15 protein-coding genes are annotated in these 14,860 nt (G+C 60.9%); 8 read left to right on the forward strand and 7 right to left on the reverse strand.

Annotated elements, in window-relative coordinates; translation table 11 throughout:
• Positions 1 to 23: 23 nt before the first annotated feature.
• The 5 genes from AC6CWS_RS11375 to mutS all read left to right on the forward strand — a co-directional run bounded on the left by AC6CWS_RS11375 (position 24) and on the right by mutS (position 6,352).
• The gene (locus tag AC6CWS_RS11375; protein ID WP_065881976.1) at positions 24 to 1,055 is read left to right on the forward strand and encodes a hemin-degrading factor; all 1,032 of its coding nucleotides are present in this window, start codon (positions 24 to 26) and stop codon (positions 1,053 to 1,055) included.
• Positions 1,052 to 1,870: a heme/hemin ABC transporter substrate-binding protein gene (locus AC6CWS_RS11380; protein WP_498256401.1), complete on the forward strand. Its 819-nt coding sequence runs from the start codon at positions 1,052 to 1,054 to the stop codon at positions 1,868 to 1,870. Before AC6CWS_RS11375 ends, AC6CWS_RS11380 begins: the two co-directional genes overlap by 4 nt.
• Positions 1,870 to 2,865: a FecCD family ABC transporter permease gene (locus AC6CWS_RS11385; RefSeq protein WP_065881981.1), complete on the forward strand. Its 996-nt coding sequence runs from the start codon at positions 1,870 to 1,872 to the stop codon at positions 2,863 to 2,865. The genes AC6CWS_RS11380 and AC6CWS_RS11385 overlap by 1 nt, the downstream gene beginning before the upstream one ends.
• Positions 2,858 to 3,637, forward strand: a complete 780-nt coding sequence (locus AC6CWS_RS11390) for a heme ABC transporter ATP-binding protein (protein WP_065881983.1) — start codon at positions 2,858 to 2,860, stop codon at positions 3,635 to 3,637. Before AC6CWS_RS11385 ends, AC6CWS_RS11390 begins: the two co-directional genes overlap by 8 nt.
• Before the next feature lie 153 nt (positions 3,638 to 3,790).
• Positions 3,791 to 6,352: a DNA mismatch repair protein MutS gene (gene mutS, locus AC6CWS_RS11395; protein ID WP_065881992.1), complete on the forward strand. Its 2,562-nt coding sequence runs from the start codon at positions 3,791 to 3,793 to the stop codon at positions 6,350 to 6,352.
• Positions 6,353 to 6,471: 119 nt separating this feature from the next.
• Here the strand turns inward: mutS and AC6CWS_RS11400 are convergent, their stop codons facing one another.
• From AC6CWS_RS11400 to AC6CWS_RS11415, 4 genes are all read right to left on the reverse strand, one after another.
• The gene (locus tag AC6CWS_RS11400) at positions 6,472 to 6,624 is read right to left on the reverse strand and encodes a Hok/Gef family protein (RefSeq protein WP_065882135.1); all 153 of its coding nucleotides are present in this window, start codon (positions 6,622 to 6,624) and stop codon (positions 6,472 to 6,474) included.
• Between the two features lie 431 nt (positions 6,625 to 7,055).
• Positions 7,056 to 7,292 carry a non-oxidative hydroxyarylic acid decarboxylases subunit D gene (locus AC6CWS_RS11405; RefSeq protein ID WP_032453899.1) on the reverse strand — a complete coding sequence of 79 codons (237 nt, stop codon included), beginning with the start codon at positions 7,290 to 7,292 and terminating at the stop codon, positions 7,056 to 7,058.
• 10 nt (positions 7,293 to 7,302) lie between these two features.
• Entirely contained in the window at positions 7,303 to 8,730 is a 1,428-nt protein-coding gene (locus AC6CWS_RS11410) for a non-oxidative hydroxyarylic acid decarboxylases subunit C (RefSeq protein ID WP_004205612.1), read from the reverse strand.
• Positions 8,730 to 9,323 (reverse strand): non-oxidative hydroxyarylic acid decarboxylases subunit B, encoded by a 594-nt coding sequence (locus tag AC6CWS_RS11415; protein WP_065881994.1) that lies wholly within the window; start codon positions 9,321 to 9,323, stop codon positions 8,730 to 8,732. Before AC6CWS_RS11415 ends, AC6CWS_RS11410 begins: the two co-directional genes overlap by 1 nt.
• A gap of 172 nt (positions 9,324 to 9,495) precedes the next feature.
• Here AC6CWS_RS11415 and AC6CWS_RS11420 point away from each other — a divergent pair, with 172 nt between their 5' ends.
• The gene (locus tag AC6CWS_RS11420; RefSeq protein WP_023290815.1) at positions 9,496 to 9,903 is read left to right on the forward strand and encodes a MarR family winged helix-turn-helix transcriptional regulator; all 408 of its coding nucleotides are present in this window, start codon (positions 9,496 to 9,498) and stop codon (positions 9,901 to 9,903) included.
• Between the two features lie 8 nt (positions 9,904 to 9,911).
• On the opposite strand, the gene AC6CWS_RS11425 is transcribed toward AC6CWS_RS11420, so the two are convergent.
• Entirely contained in the window at positions 9,912 to 10,799 is an 888-nt protein-coding gene (locus AC6CWS_RS11425; RefSeq protein ID WP_065881996.1) for a LysR family transcriptional regulator, read from the reverse strand.
• 108 nt (positions 10,800 to 10,907) lie between these two features.
• On the opposite strand from AC6CWS_RS11425, the gene AC6CWS_RS11430 reads away from it, so the two are divergent.
• Positions 10,908 to 12,110 carry an MFS transporter gene (locus tag AC6CWS_RS11430; RefSeq protein WP_065881998.1) on the forward strand — a complete coding sequence of 401 codons (1,203 nt, stop codon included), beginning with the start codon at positions 10,908 to 10,910 and terminating at the stop codon, positions 12,108 to 12,110.
• A complete protein-coding gene (locus tag AC6CWS_RS11435; protein WP_065882002.1) occupies positions 12,107 to 12,484 on the forward strand; it encodes a DUF4440 domain-containing protein in 378 nt (125 codons plus the stop codon). The genes AC6CWS_RS11430 and AC6CWS_RS11435 overlap by 4 nt, the downstream gene beginning before the upstream one ends.
• Before the next feature lie 52 nt (positions 12,485 to 12,536).
• Here AC6CWS_RS11435 and rpoS read toward each other — a convergent pair whose 3' ends face one another.
• Both rpoS and nlpD read right to left on the reverse strand, forming a co-directional pair.
• A complete protein-coding gene (gene rpoS, locus AC6CWS_RS11440; protein ID WP_002915106.1) occupies positions 12,537 to 13,529 on the reverse strand; it encodes an RNA polymerase sigma factor RpoS in 993 nt (330 codons plus the stop codon).
• A gap of 158 nt (positions 13,530 to 13,687) precedes the next feature.
• On the reverse strand, positions 13,688 to 14,818 hold the full coding sequence (gene nlpD / locus AC6CWS_RS11445) for a murein hydrolase activator NlpD (RefSeq protein WP_023290819.1): 1,131 nt from the start codon (positions 14,816 to 14,818) through the stop codon (positions 13,688 to 13,690).
• Between the last annotated feature and the right edge of the window lie 42 nt (positions 14,819 to 14,860).

The raw sequence follows: 14,860 nt of genomic DNA on the forward strand, positions 1-14,860 counted from the left end.
TGAACATTGAGAAGGATATGATTATGCCCAATGCCCACCCCGATCTGTGGCAGCGCTACCAGGCCACCAAAGCGTCCAGCACCGCGAAATATGCCCGCGATATCGCCGCGGAAATGGGGATCAGCGAAGCCGAGCTGACCGCCGCCCGCCTCGGTCACGATGCCGTGCGCCTGATCGATGACGCCCGGGCGCTGATTGCCGCCCTGGAGCGCGTCGGTGAAACCAAATGCATCTGTCGCAACGAGTATGCCGTCCATGAGCAGGTGGGCCAGTTCACGCACCAGCACCTCAGCGGCCACGCCGGGCTGGTGCTCAACCCGCGCGCGCTCGATCTGCGTCTGTTCCTCAGCCAGTGGGCCAGCGCCTTCCATTTGAACGATAACGGTCGCCAGAGCATTCAGTTTTTCGACCACCACGGCGACGCCCTGCTGAAAGTCTATGCGACCACGCAGACCGACATGGCGGCCTGGGACACCCTGATCGCGGAACATCGGGTGGCGGCCCCGGCGCCGCTGGCCCTGCGCCCGCTGGAGCCGGTGAAATATGCCGAGAGCGCCGACGGCGCCGCCCTGGAGAACGACTGGCGCGCGATGACCGACGTACACCAGTTCTTCGGTCTGCTGCGTAAATATCAGCTTTCCCGCCAGCAGGCCTTCCGCCTGGTGAGCGACGACCTCGCCTGCCGCGTTGATCGCCATGCGCTGCCAGCGTTACTGGAGACGGTGCGCCAGGAGGGCAATGAAATCATGATCTTCGTCGGCAATCGCGGCTGCGTGCAGATCTTCACCGGCGCCCTGGAAAAGCTGGCTCCCATGCGCGGCTGGCTGAATATCTTCAATACCACCTTTACCCTGCATCTGCGCGAAGAGAGCCTCGATGAAGTGTGGGTGACCCGTAAGCCGACCTCAGACGGACACGTCACCAGCGTCGAGCTGTTCGCCAAAGACGGCACCCAGATCGCCCAGCTCTATGGCCAGCGCAGCGAGGGCCACCCCGAGCAGGCGCAATGGCGCCAGCAGGTGGATCGTCTGACCCGCGAAGGACTGCCCGCATGATGCGCTGGTTACTGCTTCTCATCGCCTTCCCGTTGCTGAGCCACGCCGCTGTGGAGCGGCTCGTCACCCTCGGCGGCGATGTCACTGAGATCGTCTATGCCCTTGGCGCGCAACAGAGCCTGGTCGCCCGGGACAGCACCAGCAGCTGGCCCCCGGCGGCGCAAAAGCTGCCGGATGTCAGCTACCTGCGGCAGCTGAACGCCGAGGGGATCCTCGCATTACGTCCGCAGCTGGTGCTAGCGAGCGCCCAGGCGCAGCCCTCGCTGGTCTTACACAAGGTGCAGGCGAGCGGCGTGAAGGTGGTTAACGTGCCGGGCGGCGAAAGCCTGGCCGCGATCGATAACAAAGTGGCCGTCATTGCCGAAGCGTTAGGCAAAACCCCGGCAGGCGACGCGCTGCGCCAGCAGCTTCAGCAACAGATCGCCGCCATTCCAACGCAGCCGGTTACTAAGCGGGTGCTGTTTATTCTCAGCCACGGCGGAATGAATACCCTGGTGGCCGGGCAACGCACCGCGGCCGATGGCGCCATTCGCGCCGCCGGGCTGCAGAACGCGATGCAGGGCTTCGACCACTATCGGGCGATGTCGCAGGAGGGGGTGGCCGCCAGCCAGGCGGATCTGGTGGTGATCTCCGCCGATGGTCTCAAAGGGATGGGCGGCGAAGCCGGGCTGTGGAAACTGCCCGGTCTGGCGCAGACCCCGGCGGGGCGTCATAAGCAGCTGCTGACGATCGACGATATGGCCCTGCTCGGTTTTGGGCCGCGCACCCCGCAGGCGATTATCGCGCTGCGTGAAAAAGCGGAGCATCTGCCCTGATGCGCCCTGCCCTCGCCCGCCGTTTGCTGTTGATGACGCTGCTGCTGATCCTGCTGACGCTGTTCGCCACCACCCTTGGCGCGATGCGTTTGCCGCTGGCCAGCCTGCTGCCCGCCGGGGATGAGATGCTGCGCCACATCTGGCTGACCATCCGTCTGCCGCGGGTGCTGCTGGCCCTGCTGGTAGGCGCGGCGCTGGCCCTCTCCGGCTGCGTGATGCAGGGGTTGTTTCGCAACCCGCTTGCCGACCCGGGCCTGCTGGGCATCAGCAGCGGCGCCGCCCTGGCGGTGGCCTGCTGGCTGGTGCTCCCGCTCTCCGCAACGGGGCTGATCGCCTTGTATATGCCGATGCTGGCGGCGTTTATCGGTAGCCTGGCGGTGATGGTGGTGATTTTTATCCTCAGCCGGGCGGAGGAGGGGTCGCTGTCGCGCCTGCTGCTGGTGGGGATCGCCATCAACGCGCTGTGCGGGGCGCTGGTCGGCGTGCTGGCCTGGCTGAGCAACGACGCCCAGCTGCGCCAGCTGTCGCTGTGGGGCATGGGCAGTCTGGGCCAGGCCGAGTGGCCGACACTGTTGGTGGCTGCGACCCTGATCATCCCGGCGGCGCTGGCGGTGTGGTGGATGGCCTCCCGCCTGAATTTGCTGCAGCTCGGCGATGAAGAGGCGCACTATCTCGGGGTCAACGTGCGGGCGCTGCAGCGCTGGCTGCTGCTGTGCAGCGCGGTGCTGGTGGCCGCGGCGGTGGCCATCAGCGGCGTCATCGGCTTTATTGGCCTGGTGGTGCCGCACCTGATGCGCCTGTGGCTGGGGCCGGACCATCGCGGGCTGATCCCCGGCTCGCTGCTGGCCGGCGCGATCCTGCTTCTGCTGGCCGACACCCTGGCCCGCACCGTGGCGGCGCCGGCGGAGATGCCTGTCGGTCTGCTCACCAGTCTGCTGGGCGCCCCCTGGTTTCTGTGGCTGGTCTTTCGTCGGGAGAACCCCAAACATGGCTAATGAATATTGCGCGCAGGGGCTGGCGCTTCGCCTCGGCCAGAGGCAGATTATCGACAACATCTCCGTCGCGCTGCGCGGCGGCGAAATGACGGCGCTTATCGGGCCGAACGGCGCTGGCAAATCCACCCTGCTGCGGCTGCTGACCGGGTACCTGACCCCGGATAGCGGCACCCGCCATCTGGCGGGCACGCCGCTGGAGGCGTGGTCACCCGAGGCGCTGGCGCGCCGGCGGGCGGTCATGCTACAGCGTACGGCCCTGCAGGCCGACTGGACGGTGGAAACGGTCATCGCCATGGGGCGCTCGCCGTGGGGCCCGACCGCGGACCCGGCGGAGCTGGCGGCGGTAATGGCCGTCACCGGCTGCGATGACCTTGCCGGCCGCCGCTATCCCGCCCTTTCCGGCGGCGAGCAGCAGCGGGTGCAGCTCGCCCGCTGTCTGGCGCAGCTGTGGCGCGACGGCACGCCGCAGGGCTGGCTGTTTCTCGATGAGCCCACCTCGGCGCTGGACCTTTACTATCAACAGCATCTGCTGCGCTTGCTCAAACGGCTCACCGCCGGCGGGCAACTGCACGTGTGCGTGGTGCTGCATGACCTTAACCTCGCCGCCCTGTGGGCCGACCGCATCCTGCTGCTTCACCAGGGCCGCCTGGTCGCCCAGGGGACGCCGCAGGAGGTGATCCAGCAGTCGGTTATCCATCGCTGGTACGGGGCGGATGTCCGCCTCGGCCAGCATCCGGACAACGCGGCCCCCCAGGTCTATCTGGCGCCGTAACCCCCGCGCGGCGCAACTGGAATCCGGATCGCGCCGCGCGCGTTCGTCAGTTTCCCTCGCCTGCCCATCTCCGTTATCATGTCTCATCCATGTGATAACGACGAAAACAACAAAATCGCAGCCATTTCAAATCAGGGATCTGGATAACACCCCATGAGCACAATTGACAATCTCGACGCCCATACGCCGATGATGCAGCAGTATCTCAAGCTGAAGGCGCAACATCCTGACATTCTGCTGTTTTACCGGATGGGGGATTTTTACGAGCTGTTTTATGACGATGCGAAACGCGCGTCGCAGCTGCTCGATATCTCGCTGACCAAACGCGGCGCCTCCGCGGGCGAACCCATTCCCATGGCCGGCATCCCCCACCACGCGGTGGAAAACTATCTTGCGAAACTGGTTAATCAGGGCGAGTCGGTAGCTATTTGCGAGCAGATAGGCGACCCGGCCACCACCAAAGGGCCGGTCGAGCGTAAAGTGGTGCGTATCGTCACGCCGGGCACCATCAGCGATGAAGCGCTGCTGCAGGAGCGTCAGGACAACCTGCTGGCCGCCATCTGGCAGGACAGCAAAGGCTTTGGCTACGCAACGCTGGACATCAGCTCCGGCCGCTTCCGCCTGAGCGAACCGGCCGACCGCGAAACCATGGCGGCAGAACTGCAGCGCACTAATCCGGCGGAGCTGCTGTATGCGGAAGATTTTGCCGAATCGTCGCTGATCGAAGGCCGCCGCGGCCTGCGCCGTCGCCCGCTGTGGGAATTTGAAATCGACACCGCGCGCCAGCAGCTTAACCTGCAGTTCGGCACCCGCGATCTGGTCGGCTTCGGCGTGGAAAACGCCCCCCGCGGCCTGTGCGCCGCCGGCTGCCTGCTGCAGTATGTCAAAGACACCCAGCGCACCTCGCTGCCGCATATTCGCTCCATCACCATGGAGCGCCAGCAGGACAGCATCATTATGGATGCCGCCACCCGCCGTAACCTCGAGATCACCCAGAATCTCGCCGGCGGCACCGATAACACTCTGGCCTCGGTACTCGACTGTACGGTGACGCCGATGGGCAGCCGGATGCTCAAGCGCTGGCTGCATATGCCGGTCCGCGATACCGCCGTGCTGGTGGAGCGCCAGCAGACCATCGGCGCGCTGCAGGAGCGTTATACCGAGCTGCAGCCGGTGCTGCGCCAGGTTGGCGATCTGGAACGTATTCTGGCGCGTCTGGCGCTGCGTTCCGCCCGTCCTCGCGATTTAGCCCGCATGCGTCATGCCCTGCAGCAGTTGCCCCTGCTGCGCGAGCAGCTGGCTGACGTTGACAGTCAGCCGGTGCAAAAATTGCGCGAAAAAATGGGCGAGTTTAGCGAACTGCGCGAACTGCTGGAGCGCGCGGTGATCGACGCCCCGCCGGTGCTGGTCCGCGACGGCGGGGTCATCGCTCCAGGCTACAGCGAAGAGCTGGACGAGTGGCGGGCGCTGGCCGATGGCGCCACCGATTATCTCGATAAGCTGGAGATCCGCGAGCGCGAGCGGCTGGGCCTCGACACCCTGAAGGTCGGCTACAACGCCGTCCACGGCTACTACATCCAGATCAGCCGCGGCCAGAGCCACCTCGCGCCGATCCACTACGTGCGACGCCAGACGCTGAAAAACGCCGAACGCTATATTATTCCTGAGCTGAAGGAATACGAAGATAAGGTGCTGACCTCCAAGGGCAAAGCGCTGGCGCTGGAAAAGCAGCTTTATGACGAACTGTTCGACCTGCTGCTGCCGCACCTTGCCGACCTGCAGGCGAGCGCCAGCGCGCTGGCCGAGCTGGACGTGCTGGTCAACCTGGCGGAACGCGCGGAAACCCTCAACTACTGCTGCCCGACCTTTAGCGATAAGCCGGGCATTCGCATCAGCGAAGGCCGCCATCCGGTGGTCGAGCAGGTGCTGAAAGAGCCGTTTATCGCCAACCCGCTGCAGCTGGCGCCGCAGCGGCGGATGCTGATCATCACCGGGCCGAACATGGGCGGTAAAAGTACCTATATGCGCCAGACCGCGCTGATTGCGCTGCTGGCCTATATCGGCAGCTACGTCCCGGCGCAGAAGGTGGAGATAGGCCCCATCGATCGCATCTTTACCCGCGTCGGCGCGGCGGATGACCTGGCCAGCGGCCGCTCGACCTTTATGGTGGAGATGACTGAAACCGCCAATATCCTGCACAACGCCACCGAACACAGCCTGGTGCTGATGGATGAGATTGGCCGCGGCACGTCCACCTACGACGGTCTGTCGCTGGCATGGGCCTGTGCGGAAAATCTCGCCAACAAAATCAAGGCGCTGACGCTGTTCGCCACCCACTACTTCGAGCTCACTCAGCTGCCGGAGAAAATGGAAGGCGTCGCCAACGTCCATCTCGACGCGCTGGAGCATGGCGACACCATCGCCTTTATGCACAGCGTGCAGGATGGCGCGGCCAGCAAGAGCTACGGCCTGGCGGTCGCCGCGCTGGCCGGGGTGCCGAAAGAGGTGATCAAGCGCGCGCGGCAGAAACTGCGCGAGCTGGAGAGTATCTCGCCCAACGCGGCGGCGACCCAGGTCGACGGCACGCAGATGTCGCTGCTCGCCGCTCCGGAAGAGACCTCGCCTGCGGTTGAGGCGCTGGAGAATCTTGATCCGGACTCCCTGACCCCGCGTCAGGCGCTGGAGTGGATCTATCGCCTGAAGAGCCTGGTGTAGGTCTCTTTTAACGTGAAAAAACGGCAGCGCCCTGCGGTGCTGCCGTTTTAACAAATGCAAAATGGGTGCGAGAGGATGCGTCCTGACAACCAATACGCGGGGTTTCCCCCGCGCTGATGCTATTTCTTCGATTCGTAAGCGAGAACAGCTTTAAACTCCATACTACGCTCTTTAATACTGAGTTCGCACAGCGAGCTGCGCACCAAAAGCGTAAATCCCAGTACCTTAATACACAGTACGACGATTGCCACAAGGGCATATTTTGTTAGCATGTCTTGCCTCCCTGCAAAGAAGAGACTAACATCTGAATTGTTCAGGTTCATCCGTCAGCCTCAGTTGATAGAAATATCTCCTGGGGCTTTCGTCTGTCTGGGGTCCTGGTCTTGCTCAAGGCCAGACAGCCTCAAGCACCCGCCGCTATTCTATACTCGTCATGGCGTGAAATTTATCTGCAAGGAATTAATCAGACGGATTTTATATTAATCTGGAAGCCGACTCGCAAAGTCGCCCCATTATATTACCCCTTTACATAATTTCTGGATTTAATGAGTAAATAACTTTTATCATTTTGCGAAATATAAAAAAGCCGACGGAGAGATTATCCCAGTCGGCGTGATGGTCGCAGGCAGTTTGCGCACGACCCAGTTTTAAAATGGCAGGTAAAATAACCTTAACAGGATAAGCCCTTAGCGGGCTCTTTTCATTAACGCTTATCTTCCGACAATAGCGGCGGGACGTGCGGCACCTGCGGCGCCTCATCAATATCTTTCTGCGTCATCCGGAACGCTTCAGGATAGTGCTCACGGCTGGTGCGGCGCAGCGGCTCGGTATCCCGCCAGGTATACAGACAGTGCTGGCACTGATACACGGTCCAGACTCCTTTCACCGGCGATTTCGCCATGACGTCAATCTTTTCATCGGCGCAACGTGGACAAATCATCTTCTTCTCCTTATTTACGGTTGGCCAGCATAGCGGTCAGTTTTTCAGCCCAGGCTTTGGTTTCCGGCAGATCCTGCACCGGCTGGCTGTAGTGGCCGCGAAGGTCCGGCGCAACCGGGGTGGTGGCGTCGATAATTAGCTTGTCGGTGATGCCCGCCGGGCTGGAGCCTGGGTCAAGTTCAAGGACCGACATGTTCGGCAACTGCACCAGGTCTCCCGCCGGGTTAACCTTCGAGGAGAGCGCCCACATCACCTGCGGCAGGTTGAACGGGTCAACGTCTTCATCAACCATGATCACCATCTTCACATAGCCGAGGCCGTGGGGAGTGGTCATCGCCCGCAAACCCACCGCGCGGGCAAAACCGCCGTAGCGTTTTTTGGTGGAGATAATCGCCAGCAGACCGTGGGTGTACATAGCGTTGACCGCCTGCACTTCCGGGAACTCTGCCTTCAGCTGCTGATACAGCGGCACGCAGGTGGCCGGGCCCATCAGATAGTCGATTTCGGTCCACGGCATACCGAGATAGAGCGATTCAAAAATCGGTTTGCTGCGATACGAGACTTTGTCGATGCGCACTACCGTCATGTTACGACCGCCGGAGTAGTGGCCGGTAAACTCACCGAACGGCCCCTCTATCTCACGCTTACGGCCTTCAATCACCCCTTCGAGGATCACTTCCGAACCCCAGGGCACGTCAAAGCCGGTCAGCGGCGCGGTGGCGATGGGATACGGGCTCTCGCGCAGCGCGCCGGCCATTTCATATTCTGACTGATCGTATTTCAGCGGCGTGGCGCCCATCAGGGTGATAATCGGGTCGTTACCGAGGGTAATGGCGATCGGCAGGTCTTCCCCGCGCTCTTCCGCTTTATGCAGATGCAGGGCGATATCGTGCATCGGCACCGGCTGCAGGCCAAGCTTGCGCTTGCCTTTCACTTCCATACGGTAGATACCGACGTTTTGCTTACCGAAGTTGTCAGGGTCAAGCGGATCGCGCGAAACGACACAGGCTTTGTCGAGGTAGAACCCGCCGTCGCCATCGTTGAGGCGGAACAGCGGCAGAATATCGAACAGGTTGATATCATCGCCATCCACGGTGTTTTCCGCCCAAGCCGGGTTGGCGCGGCGCTCTGGCGTCACCGGGAAGTTATCCCAACGGCGGATGAATTCATCAATCTGCTTTTTCACCGGCGTGTTGGGCGGCAGGCCCAGCGAGATGGCATGGTTCTGCCACGAGCCGATGGTGTTCATCGTCACCCGGGCGTCGGTAAAGCCGCGAATATTATCGAACCACAGCGCCGGGGCGCCGTCGCCGATGCGTCCGGTGGCATTGGCTGCCGCCGCCAGGTCTGGCTCAGCGTTCACCTCCTCACTGATTTTCAGCAGTTGTCCCTGGTCATCCAGCGCCTGCAAAAAGCTGCGCAAATCATCAAAAGCCATTATTCGATCTCCTGTGCTAATTGTTCTGCCGTGCGCAAGCCGTTCCAGCGGCGCGCTTTGTGATAGTCGAGGCCAAACTGATCCAGCACCCGGGTCACAATATGGTTGGTGATATCGTCAACCGTCTCCGGGTGGTTATAGTAAGCCGGCATCGGCGGCACCATCGCCACGCCCATACGGGACAGCGCCAGCATGTTCTCCAGATGGATCGTGCTGAGCGGCATTTCCCGCGGGACCAGCACCAGCTTGCGCCCCTCTTTAAGCACCACGTCCGCCGCGCGTCCCACCAGCCCCTCGGCATAGCCTGCGCGAATGCCTGCCAGCGTTTTCATACTGCAGGGAATCACGATCATGCCGTCGGTACGAAATGAACCTGATGAGATGGTGGCGGCCTGGTCGGCCGGGCTGTGGGAAAAGTCCGCCAGCGCGGCCACTTCCCGTGCCGTCCAGGGCGTTTCCAGCTCGATGGTGGTTTTGGCCCACTTCGACATCGCCAGATGGGTTTCCACCTCCGGCATATCGCGCAGCGCCTGCAGTAATGCCACCCCAAGCGGAGCCCCGGTGGCCCCCGTCATCCCAACAATCAGTTTCATTCCAGACCTCATTCAATTTGTTCGTACACGAACTTTATGCTTAAATTACCCTCTCCTGAGTCGAATGACAAGATCGTTCGTATACGTGCGCATTTTTAATCAAACAGGGAAAAGGTATAAAAAGGCGTACGAACGGCTATCATAGAGGTGACAGTTTTGTTACGGAGTATCCATGGAGTTACGAAACGAAGCATTCCACCTGCTGCGCCAGCTTTTTCAACAACATACCGCCCGCTGGCAGCAGGCGTTACCGGACCTGACTAAGCCTCAGTATGCGGTGATGCGCTCGGTTGCGGAGCAGCCGGGGATCGAACAGGTGGTGCTGATTGAAGCGGCGGTCAGTACGAAGGCCACGCTGGCGGAGATGCTCAGCCGGATGGAAGCGCGCGGCCTGGTGCGCCGGGAGCACGATCCGGCCGATAAACGCCGCCGTTTTGTCTATCTGACCGACGAAGGCGAGGCGCTGCTTAACCGTTCCATTCCGCAAGGCAATGAGGTCGATGACGAGTTTCTTGGCCGCCTGAGCGATGATGAACGCGAACAGTTCTCCCGGCTGGTGCGTAAAATGATGGTTCCCTGAGCAAGCGCCTAGCCGAGCTGCTCGCGCAGGAAGTCGATAAACGTCCGCACCCGGGTCGGCATATGCTGCGCATCGGGATAAAGGGCATACACTCCCTGCGGCGGGAAATGGTATTCCGGCAGGACAGCCACCAGCTCCCGCTGCGCCAGTTTACCGGCCACCAGCCAGGCTGGCAGCAAAGCGATGCCGCATCCGGCCAGAGCAAAGCTCATCAGCGCCGTGGCGCTGTCGGCTGAAAACCGTGGCGCGTTGACTATCGTAAAATCCACCTCTGCCTGTTCATCCGTTCGCAGCTGCCAGCGCAGCGGGGCCGGCAGACGCTCGTGAATAATCCAGTCAGCTTGCGCCAGATCGGACAGCGTCAGCACCGGATGGCTCGCCAGCCAGGCCGGGGAGGCGACGGGCAGGATCGCGAAACTGGCTATCCGCGTCGCCCGATAGCGGGAATCGGCCAGCGTACCGAGGCGTATCGCCACGTCAAATCGTTCGGAGATAAGATCCGCATGATGGGAGGACGAGACGTGCCGCACCCGTAGCGCCGGATGATGACGGGAAAACGCCGCCAGCGCCGGGATGATGACCTGCGCGCCATACTCCGGCGTGGTGGTGATCCGCAGCTCTCCGCTTAAACCGCTATGGCTGGCCCGGACCTCATCCTGCAGATTTTCCGCCGCTTTGAGCAGCGCCACCCCACGCTGATAGAACAGCGCCCCGGCGTCAGTGAGCCGCAGACGGCGCGTCGAGCGCAGCAGCAGCGTCACCCCCAGCTCATTTTCCAGTTGCCGTACGTTAAAGCTGACCACCGCCTTGGTCTGCCCCAGCGCCGCGGCGGCCTGGGTAAAGCTGCCGGCGTCCACCACGGCGATAAACATGGTCACGTGCTGAAGGTTTAGCATCGTCGTCCGGATGATTGTCAAAAATATTCAGACAGTATATCCCGATTCGCCCCGTTTATCCCCCGCGGCGCCGGGTTTACAGTAGCCGCCTGTCTGAGGGAGTGAATCATGACCTATCGCCACCGCGTTGCCACCGTTTTTCTGTTCGGCTTTTTTCTCGACCTAATCAATATGTTTATCGCCAGCATTGCCTTCCCGGCTATCAGCCACGAGCTGGCGGTGTCCGTCTCGCAGCTGGCGTGGGTCAGCAATGCCTATATTCTTGGCCTGACGGCCGTCGTACCGTTCAGCGCCTGGCTCAGCCAGCGCTGTGGGCCAAAACGGCTGTTTTTACTCTCGCTGGGGCTGTTCAGCCTCGGCGCGCTGGCATCGGGGCTGGCCCATAGCCTGGGTGAGCTGATTTTCTGGCGTACGCTGCAGGGGATGGGCGGCGGGCTGTTAATCCCCCTCGGCCAGGCGCTGACGTGGCCGCTGTTTCAGCCGCAGGAGCGGGCGAAGCTGTCGGCGGCGGTGATGCTGGTCGGCCTGCTGGCGCCCGCCTGCTCGCCGGCGATCGGTGGCCTGCTCGTCCAGGCGTTCAGCTGGCGCTGGGTCTTTTTCGCCAGCCTGCCTGTCGCCCTGCTTACCTTTATATTGGCGGCGCGATGGCTAAACGACAGCCCCGCTCCCGTCCGGCCGACCCGCTTTCTCCCGCTGTCATTGCTGGCCGATCCTCTCCTGCGCTTCGCCATGCTGATATATCTCTGCGTACCGGGGATGTTTATTGCCGTCAACGTGGTGGGAATGTTCTACCTGCAACGCGTCACCGGGATGGCGCCGGGGGCCACTGGCGCCCTGATGGTGCCGTGGTCGCTGGCCTCGTTTGCCGCCATCACCTTTACCGGCAGGTATTTCAACCGCTTCGGGCCGCGGCCGCTGGTGATGGTCGGCTGCCTGCTACAGGCGGCGGGGATGCTGCTGCTGCTGCAGGTCGATGCGCACAGCCCGCTGGCGCTGTTGATTCTCGCCTTTACGCTAATGGGCGGCGGAGGCAGCTTATGCAGCAGCACCGCGCAAAGCAGCGCTTTCCTGCATACGCCTGGCGAAGAGATGCCTGACGCCAGCGCGCTGTGGAACCTTAACCGCCAGCTCAGCTTCTTTGCCGGCAGCGCGCTGCTCGCCCTGCTGTTGAGGGTATTCCCGCCGGCCTACGCCTGGCAGGGCGCGTTTAGCTGCGCCGCCGCCATAACCCTGTTGCCGCTGCTGTTTTGCCTGCGGCTGAATAATCGGGCGATTATCCATCGCCTGCACACTACTCTGGAGAAGTCATGAACCCTTATCTGCAGGAAGTCGTCGACGCCCATGTCCTTATCGAACGCTGGTTAAGCCACGGGGAAGGAAGCGCTGAGGCGCTGATGAGCCGTTTTGCCGCCGAATTCACCATGATCCCTCTGAGCGGCGAGAAGATGGACTACCCGACGGTGAGCCGTTTTTTCCACCAGGCGGGCGCAAGCCGTCCGAAATTACACATTGTGGTGGATCAGGCGAAAATCATCAGCGAGTGGCACGACGGCGCCGCCGTGCTGTACCGTGAACGCCAAACGCTGGCGAATGGCAGTGAGAACGTACGCTGGTCGACGGCGATTTTTCAGCAAGCGGAAGGGAAAATTGTCTGGCGCCATCTGCAGGAAACCCGCCTCGGCTAGCGCAAAGAAAAAGGCCCCGTCTTTCGAGGGGGCCTTTTTGAGAGAAAAGATCTTATTCGCGGAAGAGCGCTTCGATATTCAGTCCTTGCCCCTGCAGAATTTCCCGCAGGCGACGCAGACCTTCCACCTGGATCTGACGCACACGCTCGCGAGTGAGGCCAATTTCACGGCCCACATCTTCCAGGGTGGCGGCTTCATAACCCAGCAGACCGAAACGACGCGCCAGAACCTCACGCTGCTTGGCGTTCAGTTCGAACAGCCATTTAACGATGCTTTGTTTCATATCATCGTCCTGCGTGGTGTCTTCCGGGCCGTTCTCTTTCTCATCGGCCAGAATATCCAGCAGCGCTTTTTCTGAATCGCCACCCAGCGGGGTATCAACCGAGGTGATGCGCTCGTTCAGACGCAGCATACGGCTGACGTCATCGACCGGTTTGTCCAGCTGTTCGGCAATCTCTTCCGCGCTCGGCTCGTGGTCCAGCTTGTGGGACAACTCGCGCGCGGTACGCAGATAGACGTTCAGCTCTTTGACAATATGGATCGGCAAACGGATCGTACGGGTTTGGTTCATGATCGCCCGTTCAATGGTCTGGCGGATCCACCAGGTCGCATAGGTCGAAAAACGGAACCCACGTTCCGGGTCAAACTTCTCAACGGCGCGGATCAGGCCGAGGTTACCTTCTTCAATCAGATCCAGCAGCGCCAGACCACGATTGCTGTAACGACGGGCAATCTTCACCACCAGACGCAGGTTGCTTTCAATCATGCGACGGCGTGAAGCGACATCACCACGCAGTGCGCGACGCGCGAAATAGACTTCCTCTTCCGCGGTCAGCAGTGGGGAATAACCAATCTCTCCAAGATAAAGCTGAGTGGCGTCAAGCACGCGTTGCGTTGCGCCTTGCGACAGCAGCTCTTCCTCAGCCAGATCGCTATCACTGGGTTCCTCTTCTACTAAGGCCTTCTCGTCGAAAACCTCAATTCCGTTCTCATCAAATTCCGCGTCTTCATTTAAATCATGAACTTTCAGCGTATTCTGACTCATAAAGGTGGCTCCTACCCGTGATCCCTGAGCAAAGCACCTTCCACGGCGCATCAACAAAAGACGCCAGGACGATTTCCCCTACTCCTCTCAGCGAGAGGCGCATAGACACCGCCCTGGCGCCTGTTAGCTAATGCTTCGCTTATCCGTACTTTGCCAAATTATCGCTGCGGTAAGTACTGCAGCGGGTTGACGGATTTCCCCTTGTAACGAATTTCAAAATGTAATCTTGTTGAGCTGGTTCCGGTGCTACCCATGGTAGCGATTTTCTGCCCCGCTTTGACTTCCTGTTGCTCCCGAACCAGCATGGTATCGTTATGAGCGTAGGCACTCAGGTAATCATCGTTGTGTTTGATGATAATAAGATTACCGTAGCCGCGCAGTGCGTTACCGGCATAGACGACGCGCCCATCGGCGGTCGCGACAATAGCCTGTCCCTTACTGCCTGCAATGTCGATACCTTTATTGCCGCCTTCCGCGCCACTAAAGTTCTCGATAACTTTGCCATCAGTCGGCCAGCGCCATGATGAGATCGGCGAACTGGTTGACGTACTGCTTGCAGTCGGCTGGGTTGTGCTCACCGTTGTAGGTGCCGTCACCGGCGCGACGACCGTCGAGGTCGTGGTCGCTGGTTTATTATTAGGCAACATCTTGGTAGCACTTTGTTCACCTGAGGATTCAGAATACGTAATAGTCGGTTGTGAAGCAACCACCGCGGTCGATTTTTGTGCAGAAGTTGTGGTGGCCGTCGCACCGCCGCTCGCCCTTGCGCTGGCCTGAGAAACGGCGTTTTCACCGGTGATCGGCTGGCCTGAAGCGTTGCCGACCTGCAGCACCTGACCGACGTTCAGGGCGTACGGGGCCGGGACATTGTTGCGTTGCGCCAGGTCACGGAAATCGTTGCCGGTGACCCAGGCGATATAGAACAGGGTGTCGCCGCGTTTGACCGTATAGGTACTGCCGCCGGTATAGCTACCTTTCGGAATATCGCCATATTTGCGGTTGTAAACGATCTTGCCATTCACCGTCTGCACCGGCTCCTGCGCCATTGGCTGCGGCTGAATGGTCTGGGTCTGCACCGGCTGGATCGGCTGCGCCTGAGGAGCAGACTGGACGCCGGAGGATGGCGGCGTAATCAACATGCCGGAATTGGTGCTGGAAGAAGCGGCACCGCCGGCAGAGCTAACCGGCGCAGGCGGATTATTGGTGTTGGTACATCCGGCCAGCCAGAGTGAAACCAGTGAAAGAGCCGCAATACGGCTGACGGTAAATTTGGTGCTTCCCGCGCTCATTTATCCCCCAGGAATATGTTAACTGCCAATATCTTGCTTACC

The organism is Klebsiella sp. M041, from assembly GCF_059759695.1.